This window comes from Mycobacterium pseudoshottsii JCM 15466, assembly GCF_003584745.1.
Lineage (GTDB): Bacteria > Actinomycetota > Actinomycetes > Mycobacteriales > Mycobacteriaceae > Mycobacterium > Mycobacterium marinum.
Genome location: NZ_AP018410.1, coordinates 917774 through 938944 on the forward strand (window position 1 = coordinate 917774; position 21171 = coordinate 938944).

Here is a 21171-nt window from a genome sequence, read left to right on the forward strand (position 1 = left end):
CCGTCACACCTGATCCGGGTCATGCCGGCGAAGGGAGCAGTAGATGTCATCCCCATCCATGGGGTCGCTGGCTGTCATTGGTGGCGGCGTTATTGGCCTGTCGGTGGCACGGCGGGCAGCACAGGCCGGATGGGCCGTGCGGGTACATCGCCGTGCCGAACCGGGCGCCTCCTGGGCAGCCGGTGGAATGCTTGCCCCGCACAGCGAGGGTTGGCCCGGTGAAGAACGGTTGCTGCGGCTCGGGCTGGAGTCGCTGCGGCTGTGGCACGAGAGCGGCTTTCTGGACGGGCTGCCACCGCAGGTGGTTACCGCGCGGGAATCGCTGGTGGTGGCGGTGGACCGAGCCGACGTCGCTGACCTGCGCACCGTCGCGGATTGGTTGTCCGAGCAGGGGCACCCGGCGAGTTGGGAATCGGCCGCCCGCGATGTCGAACCCCTGCTGGCCCAGGGCATCCGGCACGGCTTCCGTGCCACCACCGAGCTGGCGGTGGATAATCGCGTCCTGCTCGACGCACTGGCCGTCGACTGTGAGCGACGTGGCGTCACCTGGGCGGGGCCGGTCGCCGATTTGTCCGATGCCACCGGTGACGCGGTGGTGATTGCCAATGGCATCGACGCTCCCGCCTTGTGGCCGGGCCTGCCGGTTCGTCCGGTGAAGGGTGAGGTGCTGCGGTTGCGTTGGAGAAAGGGTTGTATGCCTTTGCTGCAGCGGGTGGTACGCGCCCGCGTACACGGGCGCCAGGTGTATTTGGTGCCGCGCGCGGATGGGGTGGTGGTGGGGGCGACCCAGTATGAGCACGGACGTGACTTGGCCCCGGTGGTGTCGGGCGTGCGTGACCTGCTCGAGGATGCTTGTGCGGTAATGCCGGCCCTCGGCGAGTACGAGTTGGCTGAGTGCACAGCCGGATTGCGTCCGATGACACCGGACAACCTGCCCATCGTGGGCCGCCTGGACGCACGCACGCTGGTGGCCGCGGGCCTAGGCCGATCGGGATTCCTGTTGGCACCGTGGACCGCCGAGCAGATCGTGTCCGAGCTTGTTCCGATCGGAGCGCACTCATGATCGTCGTTGTCAACGAGCGCCGTGTCGAGGTCGAGGAGCAGACCACCGTGGCAGCGTTGTTGCAGTCGTTGGGTTTCCCCGATCGGGGCATCGCGGTGGCATTGGACTTGGCGGTGCTGCCACGATCTGACTGGGCGACAGAGCTTTCCGAAGGTGATCGACTCGAGGTGGTAACGGCGGTGCAAGGTGGTTGAGTCCAAGCTGACGATCGCCGACCGCAGCTTTGCTTCGCGGCTCATCATGGGCACCGGGGGAGCGAGCAATCTGGCGGTGCTGCAGGAGGCGCTGGTGGCTTCGGGTACCGAACTCACCACCGTCGCGATCCGCCGGGTTGACGCCGAGGGCGGCACCGGACTGCTCGACCTGCTCAACCGGCTCGGGATCACGCCGTTACCCAACACCGCCGGGTGCCGCAGCGCGGCCGAGGCGGTGCTGACCGCGCAATTGGCTCGCGAGGCGCTCGCCACCAATTGGGTAAAGCTCGAGGTGATCGCCGACGAACGCACCTTGTTGCCCGATGCGATTGAATTGGTCAGAGCGGCAGAACAGTTGGTCGACGACGGCTTCGTCGTGCTGCCCTACACCAATGACGACCCGGTGCTGGCCCGTCGCCTGGAAGACGCCGGTTGCGCGGCAGTGATGCCGCTGGGATCGCCGATCGGGACCGGCCTGGGGATCACCAACCCGCACAACATCGAGATGATCGTTGCCAGCGCGGGTGTTCCCGTGGTTCTGGATGCGGGTATCGGCACCGCCAGTGATGCGGCGCTGGCGATGGAATTGGGTTGTGACGCCGTGCTGTTGGCCACCGCGGTGACGCGGGCGGCGGACCCGGCGGCGATGGCCGCGGCGATGTCGGCCGCCGTCACCGCCGGCTACCTGGCGCGTCGTGCCGGCCGGATACCGAAGCGCTTCTGGGCCCAGGCGTCGAGCCCCACCCTGGTGACGACGCAGTCACCCGGTGCGGAGTCGGGCAATTGAGTTCCATCCCCACGGCGATGAAACGTTATGTCGCCCTCGGTAGTTCGATGGCGGCAGGTCCAGGCATCTCCCCGCGCGCACCGGGCGCGCCTCGGGGATCGGGGCGATCGGCACGCAACTACCCGCACCTGGTGGCCGAACGACTGAATCTGGATCTGGTCGACGTCACCTACTCGGGTGCGACCACCGCTGCCGTGCTGACCGACAACCAGCGGGGGGCGCCGCCCCAGATCTGCGCATTGGACGGATCGGAAGCCCTGGTAACAGTCACCGTCGGGGGCAACGACGTCGGCTACATCCCGTTGCTGATAGTCGCCTCGCTGCCCAACTTCGCGCGGCGACTACCGATGCTTCGCGGCTGGGTAGCAGATCTGCTTGACCGTGACGCCCGGGATCGTGCCCTGGCAACGGTATTCGATTCACTGTGTGAGGTTGGCCGTTCGATACGGAAGCGATCTCCAAGTGCCCGGGTTCTGTTTGTCGACTATCTGACGTTGTTGCCGCCGGCGGGAGTTGGCGCCCCGCCGTTGTCCGAGGCCGACGCGGCGCTTGGTCGCCATGTCGCCGAAACGCTGGAGCGACTCACCGCCGAGGCCGCCGTCGAGACGGGTTGCGAGATCGTGCGTGCCGCGGCGGCCAGCCGCGACCATCACGCGTGGTCGGTGCAACCCTGGGCGGAAAAAACCGGGAGACTCGCGAGATACGTTGTCCCGCTGCCGGGCCGGCCTGCGCCACTTCACCCTAACGAGGCCGGGATGCACGCGGTGGCGCGGGCGATCACAGCGCAGTGGGGGCGGTGAGGTCAGCCGTTGTTCTGCCACCACCGGTAGAGCGAGGGCACGTCGGTATTGGCGCCACGTATGTCGCTGAGAACGTTTTTGGCATCGGTGGTCCAGATGATCTCGGCCGCACCGTCGTGGGTGCCGCAGGCCACCTGTCCAGCTGTCCCGGAGGTGCCCTGGTGCCAGGTGGTGGGTGACTGGCTCTCCCCACAGGAGGTCAGTGTCTCGTCGTTGAGACCCGCTTTGAACTTGCCGTTCATGGCGTCGGTGTTGGCAAACAGGATGTACCTGGCCTCAGCGGGTCCGGCGGAGTCGGCGCTCTGGTCGCACACGAGTTCGGCCAGCTCGCCTGGGTTGATGGGTTGGGGGGCGCAATTGGTGAGGTCGTAGCCCTTCGACAATGACTCGGCAAGCGTGTCCACATCGGCCGGGTTGCCGTTGGCGGATTCTGCGCTTGCGGTACCGATGCCAATACCTAGGTAGGCGAAGCTTCCCATCAGTGCGGCAGTCGTGGCGGCGCGCAGCACGGTGGTGAGGTGAGTCATCCATGACTCCTTCGGGTCGTCGGGGCGAGGCGGATTCACGCTGGCACCCAGGAGTTTATTTGTGTTGCACATGGGAAAACAGACCCTTTCCGGCAATTGGCGGCATGACGATGTGACCATGCAACATGTTCCGATAGCAATTGTCTGTCTTGGAATCGATAGTGATACGCGGTGCACGCGCTCGTATTCGCGACTGTTTCGAGGTACCTCCAGGCGAGCCCCGGCGCGAGCTGATGTCTCGCTGAAATAACAAGGGGAGCAGTCTATTTAGTGGATACTCCGGGGCGGCGAAACCGGCGTCGAGGCTCGGCCGAACGGGCCTGGTTCAGGCTCCGGCGCGGCGGCCAAGCGGGGCCGAAAATTTCGACGAGTGCATGGGTGCTTGGACCGCAGATGCGTGGCCGCACAATTTGCTCGTAGTTGCTGCCATCGAGACGGTCACTCCGGTATGGTAAGCACCGCTTTACGTCAGCTAACTTCTCTTGATCTGGAGAATCCATGACACAGCCACCACCGCCCGGATACCCGCCGCAGCAGCCGCCTGCCGGGCAGCAACCCGACAACTATTTGGTCTGGTCCATTCTGGTGACGTTGTTCTGCTGTCTTCCCCTCGGGATCGTTGCGATCGTCAAGTCCACGCAGGTGAGTGGCTTGTGGGCGCAAGGGCGTTACGCGGAGGCCCAAGCGGCTGCTGACTCTGCCAAGAAGTTCACCATGTGGTCGGCGATCGCCGGGATCATCGTGTTCGTCATCTACGGCATCCTGATGGCCGTGGGCGCGCTGAACGCGGGGACGTCGAACGCTGCGATGCTCGCGGCGGGGATGTTCTAAGCAGGGTTGAGTTCATGGTGACCCACCAAGGGGCGGTCCGGCTGAGTCTGGGCGCGCCGCTGTCGGTGGCGGCGTCCACGACATTGGTGTGCGCCGCCATCTGGGTGGGGGATCCAACCACTCCGCACGGCCCACTACCGGTGTGTCCCACCAAGGCACTACTGGGAATTGACTGCCCGGGCTGCGGCAGCCTGAGAATGCTGTACAGCCTGATGCACGGCGATCTGTTGGCCGCAGCCAGATTCAACGCGCTTGGTCTGGCGGCCACAGCGCTCTTGGTGTGGGCCTACCTGGTTTGGACGTACGGTCGTTTGGTTGGCCGGCGAATAGGCGGTTGGCAACGCAGTCGCTGGGCAGCACCAGTGACGTTGTCGCTGGTGCTGGTCTGGTTCGTGGTGCGCAACATACCGGTTGCGCCGTTCAACGCGCTGTTCGTCTGATTTGATTTGGTACGCCACGAAAGCCGTATCCGCTTGTGCGGGTGCGGCTTTCGCAATAGGGAAGGGTTCACGCCCCGGTCCGGCGGCCGGTCAAGCGGCGAAGCGCATCCGATGCGGTCTAATCTGGGCGCGATGGTGAAAAAATCACGGACCATGCCGGCGATGGTTGCCGTGGCTGTTGTTGCTTTCCTTGTGGTGGGTTGCGTTCGCTGGTCGACGCAGACGCAGACGCAGACGCAGACGCAGACACAACCGCAGCCTGCTATCAGCAACCCCGCCGCAGCCGAGTTCGCCGAGGCGTTACGCAATCGGGTGACCACCGAGGCCATGATGGGGCACCTGGCCAAGTTGCAGGAGATCGCCGACGCGAACAACGGCACGCGGGCGGTGGGCACGCCTGGCTATGAGGCCAGTGTCGACTATGTGGTCAACATCCTGCGCAACAGTGGTTTTGACGTGCAGACGCCCGAGTTTTCGGCCCGGGTGTTCCATTCCGAAAAGGGATCGGTGGACGTCGGCGGGATGACTGCGGAGGCGCACGCGCTGGAGTACAGTCTCGGCACCCCGCCGGACGGGGTAACCGGGCCGTTGCTGCTCGCGCCGTCGGATGACAGCCCGGGTTGCACTCCCTCCGACTACGACAACCTGCCGGTCAAAGGCGCGGTGGTACTGGTGGACCGCGGCGAGTGTCAGTTCGCTCAGAAAGAAGACGCCGCCGCGCAGCGCGGCGCCGTTGCACTGATCATCGCCGACAATGTCGACGAGCAGATGATGGGCGGCACCTTGGGGGTGAACACCGACGTCAAGATCCCGGTAGTGAGTGTCACCAAGTCGGTGGGGCTGCAGCTGCGCGGCAAGTCCGGGCCCGCGACGATCAAGCTCACGGCGAGCAGTCAGAGCTTCAAGGCCCGCAACGTCATTGCTCAGACCAAGACGGGGTCTACCAGCGATGCCGTGATGGCGGGTGCGCATCTGGACAGCGTGCCGCAGGGGCCAGGCATCAACGACAACGGTTCGGGCGTGGCTGCGGTATTGGAAACCGCGGTACAGCTGGGTAATTCGCCACACGTGCACAACGCTGTTCGCGTTGCGTTCTGGGGCGCCGAGGAGCTGGGCCTGATTGGATCGCGCAACTACGTCCAGTCCCTGGACCTCGATGAGCTCAAGAACATTGCGCTGTATCTGAACTTCGACATGCTGGCCTCGCCCAATCCCGGATATTTCACCTATGACGGTGATCAGTCGCTACCGCTGGATGAGCGCGGCCAGCCGGTGGTGCCCGAAGGTTCGGCGGGAATCGAGCGCACTCTGGTCTCCTATCTCAGGTTGTCCGGCAAGATCGCGCAGGACACCTCGTTTAACGGTCGTTCCGACTACGACGGATTCACCTTGGCGGGGATCCCCTCGGGCGGCCTGTTTTCCGGTGCTGAGGTCAAAATGACCGAGGAACAGGCAAAGCTGTGGGGCGGCACCGCCGATGAGCCCTTCGATCCCAACTATCACCAGAAATCCGACACCATCGACCACATCGACCGCACGTCGCTGGGCATCCAGGGAGGCGGCGTGGCCTACGCCGTGGGTTTGTACGCGCAAGACCTGACCGGCCGAAACGGCGTTCCAGTCATCGGGGACCGTACCCGCCACGTGCTCGCCAAACCATGATCCGGGCAACGGTGCAGCGTTTCGGCGCGACACTGGTACTGGCTTGTGCGTTGGCGGGATGCGCGGCGCCTAAATCACTACCCCCGACCGCGGCGCCGGACCTCAGTCGTGACCTGGCGGCAAAGGTCACCGGCGACGGCATGTTTGCGCATCTGCGGGCGCTGCAGACAGTCGCCGACTCAAACGGCGGAAATCGGGCAACGGGGACACCGGGTTACGACGCAAGCCTCGACTACGTGGTGAAAGCGTTAAAGGCCAAAGGATTTGAGGTAACCACCCCGGAATTCCAACGGTTGTACACCGTGTCGGAGGGGAAACCGACACTGACGGTCGCCGGCCGCAGCTATTCGGTGGACCAGGCCTCGCTGCTGGTCCAGACGCCACCGGGCGGGCTGGCCGGACCGCCGGTCCGGCCCAGCCGGTCAGACGGTTGCGCCGTGGCCGACTACCCGCCAGCGCTGCCCGACAACGCGATCGCCGTGGTCGACGATACGGGGTGTTCGGTGGTCGATAAGCACAACAGTGCGGTGGCCAAGGGCGCTGCCGGGCTGATCGTGATCAGTGCGGCACCGGATCGGGGAAGCTCGGCCAACCTGTTCGGTCCCGGTTACTACAACCAACTCAAGGTGCCGGTCGCGGTGGTCGGCGTCAGCGGCGCCGCAGCCCTGGCCCGCACCAACGCGCCGATCCGGCTGGTGCTCGATACCGAGAACATCCAGATCAAGTCCCGGAATGTGCTGGCACAAACCAAAACCGGCACGCCGGATGAGGTGGTCATGGTCGGCGCGCGCCTGGACAGCCCGCCGGGAAGTCCGGGGATCAACTCCGCGGGTTCCGGGGTGGCCGCTGTGCTGGAAACGGCGTTGCAGTTGGGTCCGCTGCCGCCGGTGACCAATGCGGTGCGGTTCGCTTTCTGGGGGGACGGGATCAATGGCGCCATGGACTACGTCTTCGGAATGGATAGCGAACAGCTCAACAGCATCGCGTTGTATTTGAACTTCGACATGCTTGGATCCCCCAACGCCGGCTATTTCACCGATGACGGTGATCAGTCCGGTCTGCCCGGGACCGGCGTGAGATCGGCAGATGTGCCGGAAGGCTCAGCGGCCATTGAGCGGACGTTGGCCGGGTATTTGAACCTGGCGGGAAAGCGCCCAGCGGACATGCCGCTGAGTATCAGGTCCGACTACCACCCGTTTCTGGTGGCGGGGGTGCCGATCGGGGGCATGACCACCGGCGCCTCGCAGACGAAAACTACTGTGCAGGCCAGGCTTTGGGGTGGACAGGCCGGTGTCGCGTTCGATCCCGAGTATCTGAGCGTCGGCGACACCATCGACAACATCAACAGACAGGCATTGGAGGTCATGGGCTCGGGAGTGGCGTTCGCGGTGGGGGCGTATGCGGAGTCCATCAGGGGTGTCAACGGCGTCACCCCGCACGACAAGCGCCACCGCGCGCGAGTGTCGTGATGATGGCCGACATCGCTCGTCGGCGCATTCCGACGGTAACCGCAGGGCAACCGAACTAGGATAATTTCCTTTGTTGCTGCCGTGCAGACCAGTGTGGGACGGGGTTGGTCGAATGGATAATCGCGGGCGGAAATGGCTTGGTGTGCGTCGGTCGCGCCACAGCGGGCTGATCGCCTCGCTGTGGGCGGCCACGGCCTTCCTGACAGCACTGTTGGTGGTGGCTGGCTGTACCACGATCGTCGACGGACGTGCGCTGTCGATCCTCAACGATCCGTTCCGGGTCGGGGGTCTACCCGCGACCAACGGGCCTAGCGGCCCTCGGCCGGATGGACCCCCGCCTACCGGCACGGTGATCAATACCAACAACGGCCCGATCGACAAGCTCTCGCTACTGTCGGTCAACGACATCCAGGACTACTGGAAAACCAACTACGAGCCCCTGCAGGGCACGTTCAGGCCGGTCAGCAAACTGGTGTCCTACGACTCCAACGACCCCAACAGCCCGATTGTCTGCCACAACGACACCTACGAGCTGGTCAACGCCTTCTTCACCTCCCGCTGCAACATGATCGCCTGGGACCGCGGCGTCTTCATGCCGGTGGCGCAGGAGTATTTCGGTGAGATCTCGGTGACTGGCGTGCTGGCGCATGAGTTTGGGCATGCCCTGCAGGTGATGGCCAAGCTGGTCACCAGGCGCGACCCCACCATCGTCCGTGAGCAGCAGGCGGACTGCTTCGCGGGCGTCTATCTGTACTGGGTGGCCGAAGGTAAGTCGCCCCGGTTCCGGTTGAGCACCGCGGACGGGCTTGACCACGTGCTCGCCGGGATCATCACGACGCGGGACCCGGTGATGGATACCGATGAGCAAAACGACGACGAGCATGGGTCGGCGCTGGACCGGGTCAGCGCGTTTCAGATGGGCTTTCTCAGCGGCACCCCCGCCTGTGCGGCGATCAACGAGTCGGAGATCGTGCGACGCCGCGGAGATCTGCCGACCGGCTTGCGGGTGGACAGCAGCGGGAACCCGGAGACCGGTGAGGTACCGATCAATCAGGACACCTTGACCACGCTGATGGAGCTGCTGGGCAAGATCTTCTCGCCGACGGATCCGCCGACGTTGTCCTATCAGCAGGCCGGTTGTCCGGACGCGAAACCCAGCCCACCGGCGTCCTATTGCCCGGCTACCAACACCATTACGGTCGACCTGCCCGCCCTGGCCGCGATCGGCAAGGTCGCCGACTCCAAACAGCACAGCCTGCCGCAAGGCGACGACACCGCACTGTCCATCGTGATGTCGCGATACGCGCTGTCAGTGCAGCATCAACGTGATCTGCCGATGCAGAGCCCGTGGACTGCGCTGCGGACCGCGTGCCTGACCGGAGTCGTGCACCGCGAGATGGCCGAGCCCATCGAGTTGCCGTCCGGGCAGCAACTCGTCCTCACCGTCGGGGACCTCGACGAAGCGGTTTCAGGGCTGCTTACCAACCGCATGGTCGCCAGTGATGCCGACGGAATCAGCGTGCCGGCCGGGTTCACCCGGATCGCCGCGTTCCGTGCCGGAGTCAGTGGCGACATGGAGGCGTGCTACTCCCGGTATCCGGGATAACGCTTCGGCGCGCGATCAACGGGGACGACATCAGGCCGGCCGCCGCGCATCGGTGCGGAGCGCGCGGGCGCTGCGGTCAATGGCGCGGCCGGTGGTCTGACCGGCCGGCCCCGATCGCAGCAACGGAATGATCTGTGGCAGTGCCGCACGGGCCGCGGCGAGCCCGGCCTCGCGGGCGGCGTCGATCTGGTGGAATTCCAGCAGTCCAACCGCACGGGTGTCCGGCCGGATGACGACCAGAGCCTCCGCTTGTGCGGCGTCGGCCACCGTGCGGCTGCCCATCATCATCGTGCGCATCAGGGTGTCGCCAATGCCGGGCACCTGTATCGGGCCGCTGCGTCGGGGCTGGCCACCGGACGGGTTTCCGCCAAACCCCACGCTCACCGCGATCATCGGGCCTTCGGCGCGGGTGAGCGCCGTGACCGGCAGGTTGTTGAGCACTCCGCCGTCCACGTGTAGCTGGCCGTTGTAGATCTGGGGTGGGTAGAGTCCCGGCACCCGCAGGGAACACCCGACCACCTCGGCGACCGGCCCACGCCGGTGCACGACGGCCTGCCGGGCGAGCAAATCGACACTGACGCAACGGAATTCCTTGGGCAGCTCCTCGACCATCCGTCCCGAATAGGCTTCGCGCAGCAGGGCCATCGTGCGCCGGCCACGAACCAACCCCTTGCTCGGCAGCGTGTAGTCGCCGAGTGGGTTGTGCCGCACCAGGTATTCGAATACGTGCGCGTCCACTCCGGCCGCGTCGAGGCCACTGGCGGCCAGCGCGGCGATCACCGCCCCCATGCTGGTGCCGGCGAAGCGGTCGACGACGATTCCGGCGGCCTCCAGTTCGTCGAGAACACCTAGGTGGGCGAAGGCCCGCGCGCCGCCGCCGCCGAGCACCAGTCCGACAGAGCCGCCGCTGATGCGTGCGGCGAGCGGGCGCACGTCGTCCTTGAGGCTGCGGTAGCTGACCGAATGGACCGAGCGCGGTGAGATCAGCTCTTCCCATCGGCTGCGATCCTCCTGGCTGGCGGGGGCACCGATCAAAACCAGGTCGGCGCCCACGGCACGCGCGGGCAGCTGCGTGTCCCGCGGCGCCGGCCCCTCCGACACCAGCACGATTCGATCCGCTGCGCGCAAGCAGAAGTCGCGCCAGCCGCTGTCATTGGCACTGGCATGCAGCACCACCTTGTCCGCGGAGGCTTCCGCGCGCTCCAGGCCGGCGCGGTCGACCCGACCGGGATCGACCGCGGTGACCCGCGCTGAAAGCGCATTGAGCAGCGCCAGGGCCACGGGTCGTACCGGCACCGCGGCGCCGAGACCGATTACCGCGATGACCGCTTCCGGCGACGCCGGGCGGCCAACGGTGGGTGGTGGTGCGGTGTGCAGCCGAGTGGTCAGCGTGCCGACCAGTGCCGCCAATACGCCCCGGTCGGCAATCCGATTGAACTGCGCCTTGCTCAGCCGTATCAGCACGGAGTCACGCATCGCCTGAACCGACGCCGAGCGCGGCGCATCGATGAGCAGCCCGAGTTCGCCGACGACTTCGCTACGGCCCAGTTCGCGAAGCACCAAGTCGCGCTGCACCACCCGCAGGCGGCCACTGCGCACCACGTAAAGAGCATCGGACGGGTCGGCCTCGTGAAACAGGTACGAACCCGCTTGCAGCTCAATCTCATCGGTGTGGTGCCTGAGTTCGGCCATGGTGGCCGCGGGCAGTCCGGCAAATAGCGGCAATTGCCTGAGGAGGTCGCCGTCGGCCGTGGTCTGAGGCAGCCGCGCTGGCGCGGCGGCGGGCCGTGGGGTAACCGGCTGCGGCCGGGCCGGCGCACGGGCGACGCCGGACTCGGGCGCACCGGCGACGTCGGCGCCCTGTTGGGTGCGGCCCAGAAAACCGGCCAAGACCGCCACCGCGGCGAAGCACACCGCCGCCAGCACCCAACCGTGTCGCAGCGCGTCGACGCCGGTGCCAGGAGCCGGTTTGCCGATCAGGATGACCAGCAGCGCCACGCCTATCACGGCACCGAGCTGGCGGGTGGTGCTGACCACAGCCGACGCCGTGGCGTAGCTGCCTCCCTTGGTCAGACCTGCCAACGCGGCACTGCCCAGCACCGGCAGGGTCGTGCCGACTCCGATCCCCTGCAACAGCTGGCCCGGCAGCCATTCCCGCAGAAAATTGGGTTCGGTCCCGACCCGTTGCAGGTACCACACCAGGCTGCCGGCCCAGATGATCGCGCCGGCCATGACGACCAGCCGGTGGCCGCGCTGGTCGGCGATGCGCCCCAGCACGGCCGCGACCACCGCGGCGATCAGCGCCGCCGGTGCGATCGCGAAACCCGCCTTGAGCAGCGAGTAGTGCCATACATAATTGAGGTAGAGCACGTGGGTCAGGACGTAGCAGTAGAAGCCGGCCGCCGCGACCAGGGTCAGTAGGTTGCCTGCCACAAACGAGCGGACTCGCAGGAATGCCGGGTCGATCAGCGGTGTGGGATGAGACCGCGAACTCGCGACGAATGCGACCAGGGCGACGGAGCTGGCCACAAACGACCCGATGGTTGCGGTGCTGATCTAGCCCCACTCGGGGCCCTTGACCAATCCGAGGGTCATCAGGCCCAGGGCGACACCGAGCAGCATCGCACCCCGCAAGTCGGGTACTCGCCGTCGTCCCGACGCGCGACTTTCGGTGAGCACACGACCGGCCACCAACACCGCGACGATGCTGAGCGGAATGTTGACCAGAAACACCAATCGCCAGCTGGATGCCTCGACCAGCATCCCGCCGACCGGCGGGCCCAAGCCGGATGCGACGGCCGCCGCCGCTCCCCACAGCCCAACCGCATGCGCACGGTGCGAGGCATCGAATCCCTCGACGACCAGGGCCAGCGAGGCCGGTACCAGCACCGCCGCGCCGATGCCCTGCAGCACCCGGAAGCCCACCAACTGTTCGACGTCACCGGCGACGGCGCACAGCCCGGATGCGATCGTGAAGAGCACCACTCCGAACACGAACATTCGTTTGCGGCCCAGCACATCGGCCAGCCGACCCGACGCGACCAGGAAGGCCGCGAAGACGATGGTGTAGCCGTTGAGGATCCAGGACAGGCTGCTGATGTCGTAGGACGGGAACGATCTCTGGATGTCGGGGAAGGCGATGTTGACGATGGTGGAGTCGAGAAACGCCAGGAATGCCCCGAACGATGCCACCAGCAGCACGGCGGTGGCCGAAGGTTGGCGGCGGCTGGTGAGCGCGCTGCGTTCCGCCGGTGCCGAAAGGTGCACTCGCGCCGGTGTTCCGCCCGCGCTCGTGCGGTGACGGGGCGTCACCCTATCTGCGGTCTTGATGGTCATTGATGTTGGTGTAGTTGCCATTTTTACTTCTCTTTTTCACGCTGCGAGATCGGTGTCTAAGCTAAACAAATTCACCATTGTCTCCATTCACCTCGTGTCTATCGTGAATCGGACTGGGTGGCCGGTAGTCTACGATTAACAGCGCGCAAGTAAACCCCTTTAAATCATTTTCATAATTCTTTATCTGGTGAATTTCCGACGCCCAGATCGGCCGGTGACCAGTGCGTATACGCCGCGTTTCGGCCAGGTAATAATTCGCCGTAGCTGGAATTAGAATTCATCGTACTGGGAATAAAAAAGCAATATTTCGAGTGGAATTTGGGCTAGGTTGAACGTATTCTGCGCAACAACCAAATCAGGGTTGCCGCCAGGGCTCCGGCGTTGTTGATTAGCAGGCTTGTGAGCTGGGGAATTGTGGATTGAGGAGGTCTAGGCGGCGGTTGGCGGTCAAAGCGGTGATCCGGCAGGCTTCGGCGATGTTGTCGGCGCCGTTGAGGCGGTGCAGATTGATCGCGGTGTTGCGTAGCGTTGCTAGGACCTGTGCGCCGTTTCCGGTATGTGCCCTTTGACGGTCTTCGTCGAAGGTGACGTCGCGTATCCAGTGCAGGCTGTTCTCGATTCCCCAGTGTTGACGCATCCAGGTCATGATCGCGGTAGGGCGGGCGTGCTCGAACGGCAGGCTGCAAATGGCATAGACCACCTCCACGCTGCGCTGGTCGGTGGCGGTGATCAAGCGTTCACGAGTGATCCGGATGATTTGTTTTGCGTAGGGGAAGCCGATTCCTCGTGCAGCGGTGATGATTTGCAGGGTGCGGGTCTCGACACGGCCGTGGCCGCGGGAGTCGTCGGTAGCGGCTGTGGGCACCTCGGCCCAGGGCAGCGCGGTGATACGCGCAAATATTTTGGCTTGGTTGGACTTGACGATCATCAGGTAGTGCGACTTCAAGGTGGCGCAGATCAACTTCGCGGTGACGACCTGGGTATGCATCGCATCCACGGTGACCAGCCACCGCAAGCTACCCGGCAGCAGCGTGAGCAGGGCACGTACGCAGGGAATTTCATTGCTTTTCTCGGCGACAGCGAGTTGACCGAGCACCAATCGGGCACGGTGGGCGAACACCGACACGAGATGCGTGGCTGTCGCTTTGGCGCGTAAAGCACCACGCAGCATCTTGCCGTCCAACGCGATCGGCACCAATCCACTGGGGTCGCGGCTGGCCACGTGTGCAGTGAAGTAACTGCCCATCCTGGCGTTGAGGTCGGCGGGGTCTAGCCGAGACAAAACAGCGCGGAAGGTCTTCTCACTGGGCCGCCGGAACCGGACCCCTAATTGGGCCAACACATCATCGGGAGCGGTGGCCGCCCATGTGGCAAAACCAGCATAGCCGCGCATCCCCGCGGCAGTGGCCAGAACCGCGATCGCCAACAAAGCCATCAGCGAATACCTCCGACCGCGTGGGTCCCTCGGGTCTGGCACCGAGGCCAACACATCGAGAAACTCCGATCCGATGAGCTCGCTGCGCTCACCAGGACTCCAGCGGTCGAACACCTCTGGAACCGACGACACAGGCAATACTGAAACGGTAGGCACGGGCAACTCCAGACCAACGACGAACAGTAACCAACTCGATCGTTCTCCAGATAGCCCGTGCCTACACTCCGGCCCCAATAGCGCGGCACCAAAGATCATCAACCCAGCTCACAAGCCTGCTAATCAACAACGCCGGAGCCCTGGGGTTGCTGCGACCACGCGGAGAACCCAGTCGCCGTAGGGGGCGTGTGATGCACGTGAACGGTTTTGGAGGCCTCGCGGCGCAGCAGGTGGCCGCATCGCCGATCTGCTGTGCGCCCCTGGACGAGCGATCCGCGATACCGGGTCCCCAGCCGCCGGTGCGACTTCTCGTGGTCGATGATGCCGACGGTGTGGAGACGCTGTTCGGGGCCCGCTTTCGCACTGAGCTGCGCTGCGACGAATATGACTTGAGCTTCTCCAACGACCCGGTTCAGGCGCTCAAGATGGTCGGGGACAGCCCAGACATCGAGGTCCTGGTCACCAATCTCAACATGCCGCAGATGAACGGACTCGACCTGCTGACGGAAGTCGCCAAACTCGGGCGCCCGCTGAAGACCATCGTGCTCACCGCCTGCAATGACCTGGCAAACATCCGAGCGGCAATGATGCGCGGCGCCTTCGACTTTCAGCTGACACCGCTGGATTTGGAAGATCTGCGGGTCACGATCTCCAAGGCGGTCACGATTGTGCGGGAACTGCAGGCCGGTGAAGCGGCACGCCAGCGCGCCCTGGAACTCGCCGACCAAAATCGCCGGGTGGAAAACATCTTCGGCCGCTATGTGAGCGAGGAGGTGAAGACGCACCTGTTGGCGTGCCCGGAAGGACACCAGAACAGCGAACGGCGCACGTTGACGATGCTGATGGCCGACATCCGAGGTTTCACCCGACTGTCGGAGATACTCTCGCCCGAACGAGCGCTGCAGGTGCTCAACGCATACCTGGAACGCGCGACCGATGTCGTCATCCGCTGGAACGGGACGATCAACGAAATCCTCGGCGATGGTCTGCTCGTCTTCTTCGGTGTGCCCAACACGGACGGCGAAGCGGCGGAGCATGCGGTAGCGGCCGCTCTGGAGCTACAGCTGGCGATGGGCGAGCTCAACGTCAGCCACCGCGAACAAGGGCTTCCCGAGCTGGGGATCGGGATCGGTGTTCACACCGGCGAGGCCGTGGTCGGCACCATTGGCTCACCGCGCCGGCAGAAGTACACGGCGATCGGCAAGAACGTCAATCTGGTGGCCCGGATCGAGTCGAATACCGTCGGCGGGCAGGTGCTGGTTTCCGAGTCGACCTATCACGAGATCTGCGCGATCGCAGACACTTCGGGCTCAACTCAAGTGCGGGTCAAGGGGCTCACCGAACCCATCACCGTGCACGACATCACCGGGCTGGCGGGCAGGAACAACCTTCGGCTTCCCAGCATCGACCGGAAGGTAATTCCGCTTGTGGTGCCCAAGCCGATCGGCATCGCGGTCATCGAGAACAAGATCATCGGCGCCGCGCATCCGGCGGAAGTGGTCGGCAGCGGCGACGGCGCGGTTCGGGTGCGCACCGGCCTGCAGGTCGCGCCGTTTTGCGACCTGGTGCTCGATGTGGCCGGCGCGCAGGTATTCGCCAAGGTCGTCGACTGCGGCGTCGATGGCGGGATTTGCGAACTGATGGCGGTGTTCACGTCGGTCTCCGACGATATCCGCCGGGCGCTGGCAGCCCCCAGCACCGCCAACTCGCTCAGCTGAGCTGTTCTTCGCGCTGACCGTGGTGCACCCAGCTCACCAGGAACGCCGTGACCAGCAGCCATCCAATGGCAACGGCCGGAATCGCCCAGGCACGGCGGAACAACAACGCACTGTCGCACTGATCCACCAGGGCGCCACCGCCACCTTGGGTCGCCTGGGTGAGGTCTGAGGTGAAGCCCCGGCCGCAGCTGACCTTCATGCCATACAGGTCGTAGTGATCGAGATAGACCGGCAGCCATAGCGCGAACAGACCGATGATCCCCACTACAACGCCGGCGATTCCCAGGTACAACTGGCGATGAGTCACAGCTTCTCCACGGCTCTCTATGTGAATGCCTGATCCTGCCGTTGGGGTCATGTCATGCACACATTCGAGAACAGCAGAACCGGCCACGACACGATCGACCCCAAGAACGACACCACCAGATCCATTCCGTGCATCTGGTGTAAATGCTCAGCGTGTGTCGTTGACCATATGACACCCACCAGCAGATATGGCGTGCCGAAGGCCAGTGCAATGCCGAGAAGTTGGCCGATGGAGAGCTGGTAGGCCAGCACTCGGCGTACGTTCTCCAACACGCTTGGTCCCTCCGGCGATAGGTCCGGGAAACCGCCTGCGGCCCTCCGGTGGGGATTTATGTTAATGGAGATTCTGCAACCGCGATAGGTCGTTGGAGGGTTTGGTCGGGACGGATTCGGGTTATGGTGAGGTGATGTCCGCTGCCAGCGTCTCGCCCGGCGCGGCCGCAGACGGTATTCGCCGGCGGCCCAAGGACCGCAAGGCGCAGATCGCCCGTGCGGCAGCTGAGTCGTTCAGCGCGCAGGGCTATCACGCGGTGAGCATGGAGACCATCGCGGCCAAGGTCGGCGTCTCGGCGCCGGCGCTGTACCGGCACTACGCCGGCAAGTACGAGCTGTTCCGCGGTGCCGTGCTGGCGCTGAGTCAACAACTGGTCGACTGCACGCAACTGGATGACTCCGACGATCCGGCGCAGCTGCTGGACCGGTTGATCGCGTCGCTGATCGAGGTGACGCTGGACAACCGCCTGTCCGGAGGCTTGTACCGCTGGCAGTCCCGGTATCTGCGGGCCGAGGATCAGGCCGCGGTGGCCGATGTGCTCAAGGTGGTCAACCGCAGAATCCAAAAGCCGCTCACGGTGATTCGTCCGTCATTGCGGCCCGCCCAGCGGTGGATGCTGTCGGCGGGCGTGCTGAGCGTGATCGGCAGCATTGTCGATCATCCGGCGCGGCTGGCGGCCGACGAGATCCGGGCATTGCTGGGCGAGGCGGCGTCGGCGATTGTCTGCGCCGAGCTTCCGGAGCCAGGAGACGTCGCGGTGCGCAAAGCCAGTTGGCGGATCTTCGCCGAGGATGCCAGCGTCTATGAAACGTTGCTGCACGCCTCGATGGTCTTGTTCAAAGACCGTGGCTACGCCCAGACCAGCATGGCGCAGATCGCGTCGGCGGCGGGGGTGCCGGTGTCGGGGATCTATCGGTATTTCTCCGGAAAGTGCGAGATCTTGGCGACCGGACTGCGCCGGGCGGCCGATCGGGTGTCCGGCCAGCTCTCGCCGATCGTGGGCGCGCTCACCGAACCGCGCCAGGCTTTGACGCTGCTGATCGACGCCTATGTGGCGACGTCGTTCGCCAACCCGGAACTGGCGGCCGTCTACTACACCGAGCGGGCCAACCTGACACCTGCCGACCAGATGCTGCTGCACAATATTCAGCTGTCGATCATCGATTCGTGGGTGCGGCTGCTGACTTCGGCGCGCCCGTCGCTGTCGGCGACGCGGGCGCGCTTCCTGGTGCATGCCGCCATGGCGTTGGTGGTCGACTTGGGCCGGATGGTTGACCCGCAAGACTCGGCGGGACAGTCCGCCTACGTGCAAGCATGTGTGCGGGAGCTGATGGAGCTCACCTTGTTTGGCCCTACGCCGGCCCAAGCAGACGCAGCGCCGCCGCCACCGCCAGGCCGGCGACGTCGAGGGTCTTCGAACCCAGGTCATGTCGCGCGCCGGTGATCTCGACGACCTCGGTAGGTGCGGCGATCAGCGCCGCGGCGGCGCGGACCTCGGCGGGCGTGCCGAACGGATCCGACGTGCCGTGGGTGAAGACGGTGGGCACGGTGATGTCCGGCAGGTGTTCGGTGCGGGCCCGCTCCGGCTTGCCGGGCGGATGGACGGGGTAGGAGAACAGCGTCAGCACATCCACCGGGGCCTGTGCGGCGGCCACCACCATGGATGTCTGCCGACCGCCATAGGAGTGCCCGCCGGCGATCAACGGGCCCTCGGCCAGGCCGCGGCACAACTCGATCGCTTCGACGATGCCGGCCCGGTCGGTGGCCGCTGACCCCGATGGCGGCCCCTTGGGGCGCCGGCGCCGGTAGGGCAGGTTGTATCTGACCGCAAGCCAGCCGCGTTGTGCCCATGCATCGCAAACCTGTTGCAGCAGTAGTGAATCCCGGTTTCCTCCGGCGCCGTGGGTGAGTATGACTATGCCGTTTGGTGGCTGGCCGGGGCCGGTCACGGGTTCGTGTGCGATACCGGCGATCTGATCGAGGTTCATGACAGCCTGAACAGGGGTGAGACCGGGCCATGGCCGCGGCCCAGCGGATAGGCGGCGCGAATGCACTCGGTCACCCACTTTTTTGCAAAGCTGACCGCGTCGGGCACGGTGAACCCGTGTGCCAGTGCGCACGCGGTCGCGGCCGCCAGGGTGTCGCCACCGCCGTGGTCGTTGCCGGTGGCCACTCGCGGCGCGTCGAACTCGAAGAAGTCGGTGCCGTCATAGAGTAGGTCGCAACTGCGCGTCGAGGATCGCAGGTGTCCGCCCTTGACCAGTACCCACCGCGGGCCCAGCCCGTGCAAGGCCCGCGCGGCCGCGTGCTGCGACTGGGTGTCGATCACGTCGATGCCGACCAGCAGGCGCACCTCATCGAGGTTCGGTGTCACCAAGGTGGCCAGCGGAAACAGTTGTTCCCGAAGCGATTCCAGCCCGGACGCGGCCAACAGCGCGTCGCCGTGCATGGATGCGCAGACCGGGTCCACGACGAGCGGAACCGCCACTTCGAGCTGACGCCAGGTGGCCGCGACCGCATCGATGATGCGGGGCGAGGCCAGCATCCCCGTCTTGGCTGCCTGGATGCCGATATCCTCGACCACCGCGGTGATCTGGCCGGCCACCACGTCCTCGGGTGTTTCGTGAAAACCTTTGACGCCCAGCGTGTTCTGCACGGTCACCGCGGTCACCGCAACGCAGGCGTGGACGCCCAGCAGTGCCATGGTCCGCATGTCGGCCTGGATGCCGGCACCGCCACCGGAATCAGAGCCGGCGATGGTTAGCGCACGCAACGGCGTCGCCCCGGGCGGCGCCAACGGCAACCAACTCACTGGGTGATCGGCAGGTACACCCGGTTGCCGTGGTCGGCGAACTCGGCTGACTTCTCCGCCATCCCCGCTTCCAGGGCCGCCTCAATGGCTTCCTCACTGTCCAGCCCGTGCTTGGCCGCGTAGTCGCGGACATCCTGGGTGATGCGCATGGAGCAGAACTTCGGCCCGCACATCGAGCAGAAGTGGGCGGTCTTAGCGGGCTCGGCCGGCAGTGTCTCGTCGTGGTACTCGCGCGCCGTGTCGGGATCCAGCGACAGCGCGAACTGATCGTTCCACCGGAACTCGAAACGCGCCTGTGACAAGGCGTTGTCGCGCTCCTGCGCATGCGGGTGGCCCTTGGCCAGGTCGCCGGCGTGCGCGGCGATCTTGTAGGCGATGACCCCGTCCTTGACGTCTTTGCGGTCGGGCAGTCCGAGGTGTTCCTTGGGAGTGACGTAGCAGAGCATCGCGGTGCCGGCCTGCGCGATGATCGCTGCGCCGATCGCCGACGTGATGTGGTCGTATGCCGGGGCGATATCGGTGGCCAGCGGGCCCAGCGTATAGAAGGGAGCCTCCTCGCACAGCTCTTCTTCCAGCCGCACGTTCTCGACGATCTTGTGCATCGGAACGTGCCCGGGGCCCTCGATCATCACCTGCACCCCATGGGCTTTGGCGATCTTGGTCAGCTCGCCCAGGGTGCGCAACTCGGCGAACTGCGCGGCGTCGTTGGCGTCGGCGATGGAGCCCGGCCGCAGCCCGTCACCAAGCGAGAAGGTCACGTCGTAGCGCGCGAGAATGTCGCAGAGTTCCTCGAAGTTGGTGTACAGGAACGATTCCCGGTGGTGCGCCAGGCACCACGCCGCCATGATCGACCCGCCGCGCGAAACAATTCCGGTGACCCGCTTGGCGGTCAGCGGCACGTAGCGCAGCAGCACCCCGGCGTGCACGGTCATGTAGTCCACACCCTGCTCGCACTGCTCGATCACGGTGTCGCGGTAGAGCTCCCAGGTCAACTCGGTCGGGTCGCCCTTGACCTTCTCCAGCGCCTGATAGATGGGCACCGTGCCAACCGGCACCGGCGAGTTGCGCAGGATCCATTCCCGCGTCTCGTGAATGTTCTTGCCGGTGGACAGGTCCATGATGGTGTCGGCCCCCCAGCGGGTGGCCCACACCATCTTGTCGACCTCCTCGGCGATCGAGGACGTCACCGCGGAGTTGCCGATGTTCGCGTTGACCTTCACCGCGAAGGCCTTGCCGATCATCATCGGCTCACTCTCGGGGTGGTTGTGGTTGGCCGGGATCACCGCACGGCCGAGGGCCACCTCGTCGCGCACCAGCTCGGCGGACATGCCCTCACGGGCGGCGATGAAGGCCATCTCGGCGGTGATTTCGCCGGCGCGGGCGCGCTGCAACTGGGTGCCACGGTCGCGGACCAGCCCCGGCCGGGCCGGCAGGCCGACGGCAAGGTCGATCACGGCATTCGGGTCCGTGTACGGCCCGGAGGTGTCGTACAAGTCGAAGTCGGCGCCGGTGGACAGGTGTACCCGCCGCAACGGGACGCGCAGCGTAACCCCGTCGGGGCCGGCCACCTCGCGATAGGCCTTGCTGCTGCCCGCGATGGGGCCAGTCGTGATGGACGGCTCAACAGTAACGGTCATTGTCATCTCCCTGTCATCTCCCTACGCCGGCATTATCCGGTCAGGTTCCTACGGTCGACGGCCTCCAGCCGTCCTCTCAGCGCAGTTGGTGTGCGCTCCCGCGTGCGTTAATTGGGTC

General features: G+C 65.3%; 18 protein-coding genes, 1 pseudogene and 1 riboswitch. Of the genes and pseudogenes, 11 read left to right on the forward strand and 8 right to left on the reverse strand.

Annotation, left to right across the window (positions count from 1 at the left end; all coding sequences use genetic code 11):
* Positions 1-43: 43 nt before the first annotated feature.
* Genes thiO through MPSD_RS04175 form a run of 4 tightly spaced genes read left to right on the forward strand, consistent with a single transcriptional unit; the run spans position 44 to position 2844 of the window.
* The gene (thiO, locus tag MPSD_RS04160; protein ID WP_086085182.1) at positions 44-1063 is read left to right on the forward strand and encodes a glycine oxidase ThiO; all 1020 of its coding nucleotides are present in this window, start codon (positions 44-46) and stop codon (positions 1061-1063) included.
* Positions 1060-1257 (forward strand): sulfur carrier protein ThiS, encoded by a 198-nt coding sequence (gene thiS / locus MPSD_RS04165; protein WP_011740713.1) that lies wholly within the window; start codon positions 1060-1062, stop codon positions 1255-1257. Before thiO ends, thiS begins: the two co-directional genes overlap by 4 nt.
* Positions 1250-2044, forward strand: a complete 795-nt coding sequence (thiG, locus tag MPSD_RS04170; protein ID WP_020788787.1) for a thiazole synthase — start codon at positions 1250-1252, stop codon at positions 2042-2044. Before thiS ends, thiG begins: the two co-directional genes overlap by 8 nt.
* 17 nt (positions 2045-2061) lie before the next feature.
* Positions 2062-2844 carry an SGNH/GDSL hydrolase family protein gene (locus tag MPSD_RS04175; protein WP_161960986.1) on the forward strand — a complete coding sequence of 261 codons (783 nt, stop codon included), beginning with the start codon at positions 2062-2064 and terminating at the stop codon, positions 2842-2844.
* 2 nt (positions 2845-2846) lie between these two features.
* Here MPSD_RS04175 and MPSD_RS04180 read toward each other — a convergent pair whose 3' ends face one another.
* The gene (locus MPSD_RS04180; protein ID WP_020788785.1) at positions 2847-3371 is read right to left on the reverse strand and encodes a hypothetical protein; all 525 of its coding nucleotides are present in this window, start codon (positions 3369-3371) and stop codon (positions 2847-2849) included.
* 498 nt (positions 3372-3869) lie between these two features.
* Between MPSD_RS04180 and MPSD_RS04185 the strand changes: the two genes are divergently transcribed.
* The 5 genes from MPSD_RS04185 (at position 3870) to MPSD_RS04205 (ending at position 9379) form a co-directional block, all read left to right on the forward strand.
* Positions 3870-4202, forward strand: coding sequence for a CD225/dispanin family protein (locus MPSD_RS04185; RefSeq protein ID WP_012392672.1), 333 nt, complete (start codon positions 3870-3872; stop codon positions 4200-4202).
* 14 nt (positions 4203-4216) lie between these two features.
* Positions 4217-4642 (forward strand): DUF2752 domain-containing protein, encoded by a 426-nt coding sequence (locus MPSD_RS04190; protein WP_020788784.1) that lies wholly within the window; start codon positions 4217-4219, stop codon positions 4640-4642.
* 132 nt (positions 4643-4774) lie between these two features.
* The gene (locus MPSD_RS04195; RefSeq protein WP_086085184.1) at positions 4775-6304 is read left to right on the forward strand and encodes a M28 family metallopeptidase; all 1530 of its coding nucleotides are present in this window, start codon (positions 4775-4777) and stop codon (positions 6302-6304) included.
* A complete protein-coding gene (locus MPSD_RS04200; RefSeq protein WP_020788782.1) occupies positions 6301-7773 on the forward strand; it encodes a M28 family peptidase in 1473 nt (490 codons plus the stop codon). Before MPSD_RS04195 ends, MPSD_RS04200 begins: the two co-directional genes overlap by 4 nt.
* Before the next feature lie 112 nt (positions 7774-7885).
* Positions 7886-9379 carry a neutral zinc metallopeptidase gene (locus MPSD_RS04205; protein WP_036426950.1) on the forward strand — a complete coding sequence of 498 codons (1494 nt, stop codon included), beginning with the start codon at positions 7886-7888 and terminating at the stop codon, positions 9377-9379.
* A 30-nt stretch (positions 9380-9409) separates the two neighbouring features.
* Here the strand turns inward: MPSD_RS04205 and MPSD_RS04210 are convergent.
* Together MPSD_RS04210 and MPSD_RS04215 are read right to left on the reverse strand one after the other, a co-directional pair.
* A pseudogene (locus MPSD_RS04210) lies at positions 9410-12646 on the reverse strand (MFS transporter).
* Positions 12647-13103: 457 nt separating this feature from the next.
* Positions 13104-14306 (reverse strand): ISAs1-like element IS2404/ISMul1 family transposase, encoded by a 1203-nt coding sequence (locus tag MPSD_RS04215; protein ID WP_420811869.1) that lies wholly within the window; start codon positions 14304-14306, stop codon positions 13104-13106.
* Positions 14307-14497: 191 nt separating this feature from the next.
* Between MPSD_RS04215 and MPSD_RS04225 the strand changes: the two genes are divergently transcribed.
* Positions 14498-16024 carry an adenylate/guanylate cyclase domain-containing protein gene (locus MPSD_RS04225; RefSeq protein ID WP_036426949.1) on the forward strand — a complete coding sequence of 509 codons (1527 nt, stop codon included), beginning with the start codon at positions 14498-14500 and terminating at the stop codon, positions 16022-16024.
* Here MPSD_RS04225 and MPSD_RS04230 read toward each other — a convergent pair.
* Together MPSD_RS04230 and MPSD_RS04235 are read right to left on the reverse strand one after the other, a co-directional pair.
* Positions 16017-16331, reverse strand: coding sequence for a hypothetical protein (locus MPSD_RS04230; RefSeq protein WP_011741342.1), 315 nt, complete (start codon positions 16329-16331; stop codon positions 16017-16019). The two genes, MPSD_RS04225 and MPSD_RS04230, sit on opposite strands and share 8 nt — an antisense overlap.
* 47 nt (positions 16332-16378) lie before the next feature.
* On the reverse strand, positions 16379-16603 hold the full coding sequence (locus MPSD_RS04235; protein WP_012392680.1) for a membrane protein: 225 nt from the start codon (positions 16601-16603) through the stop codon (positions 16379-16381).
* Between the two features lie 134 nt (positions 16604-16737).
* Between MPSD_RS04235 and MPSD_RS04240 the strand changes: the two genes are divergently transcribed.
* Positions 16738-18048: a TetR/AcrR family transcriptional regulator gene (locus MPSD_RS04240; RefSeq protein ID WP_086085831.1), complete on the forward strand. Its 1311-nt coding sequence runs from the start codon at positions 16738-16740 to the stop codon at positions 18046-18048.
* On the opposite strand, the gene MPSD_RS04245 is transcribed toward MPSD_RS04240, so the two are convergent.
* From MPSD_RS04245 to thiC, 3 genes are read right to left on the reverse strand one after another with little or no spacing between them, the layout of a single operon-like run.
* The gene (locus tag MPSD_RS04245; protein WP_012392682.1) at positions 17957-18592 is read right to left on the reverse strand and encodes an alpha/beta hydrolase family protein; all 636 of its coding nucleotides are present in this window, start codon (positions 18590-18592) and stop codon (positions 17957-17959) included. The two genes, MPSD_RS04240 and MPSD_RS04245, sit on opposite strands and share 92 nt — an antisense overlap.
* The gene (gene thiD / locus MPSD_RS04250) at positions 18589-19416 is read right to left on the reverse strand and encodes a bifunctional hydroxymethylpyrimidine kinase/phosphomethylpyrimidine kinase (RefSeq protein WP_012392683.1); all 828 of its coding nucleotides are present in this window, start codon (positions 19414-19416) and stop codon (positions 18589-18591) included. The genes MPSD_RS04245 and thiD overlap by 4 nt, the downstream gene beginning before the upstream one ends.
* Positions 19413-21053, reverse strand: a complete 1641-nt coding sequence (gene thiC, locus MPSD_RS04255; RefSeq protein WP_036427530.1) for a phosphomethylpyrimidine synthase ThiC — start codon at positions 21051-21053, stop codon at positions 19413-19415. Before thiC ends, thiD begins: the two co-directional genes overlap by 4 nt.
* Positions 21054-21165: riboswitch (TPP riboswitch) on the reverse strand.
* Positions 21166-21171: the final 6 nt, after the last annotated feature.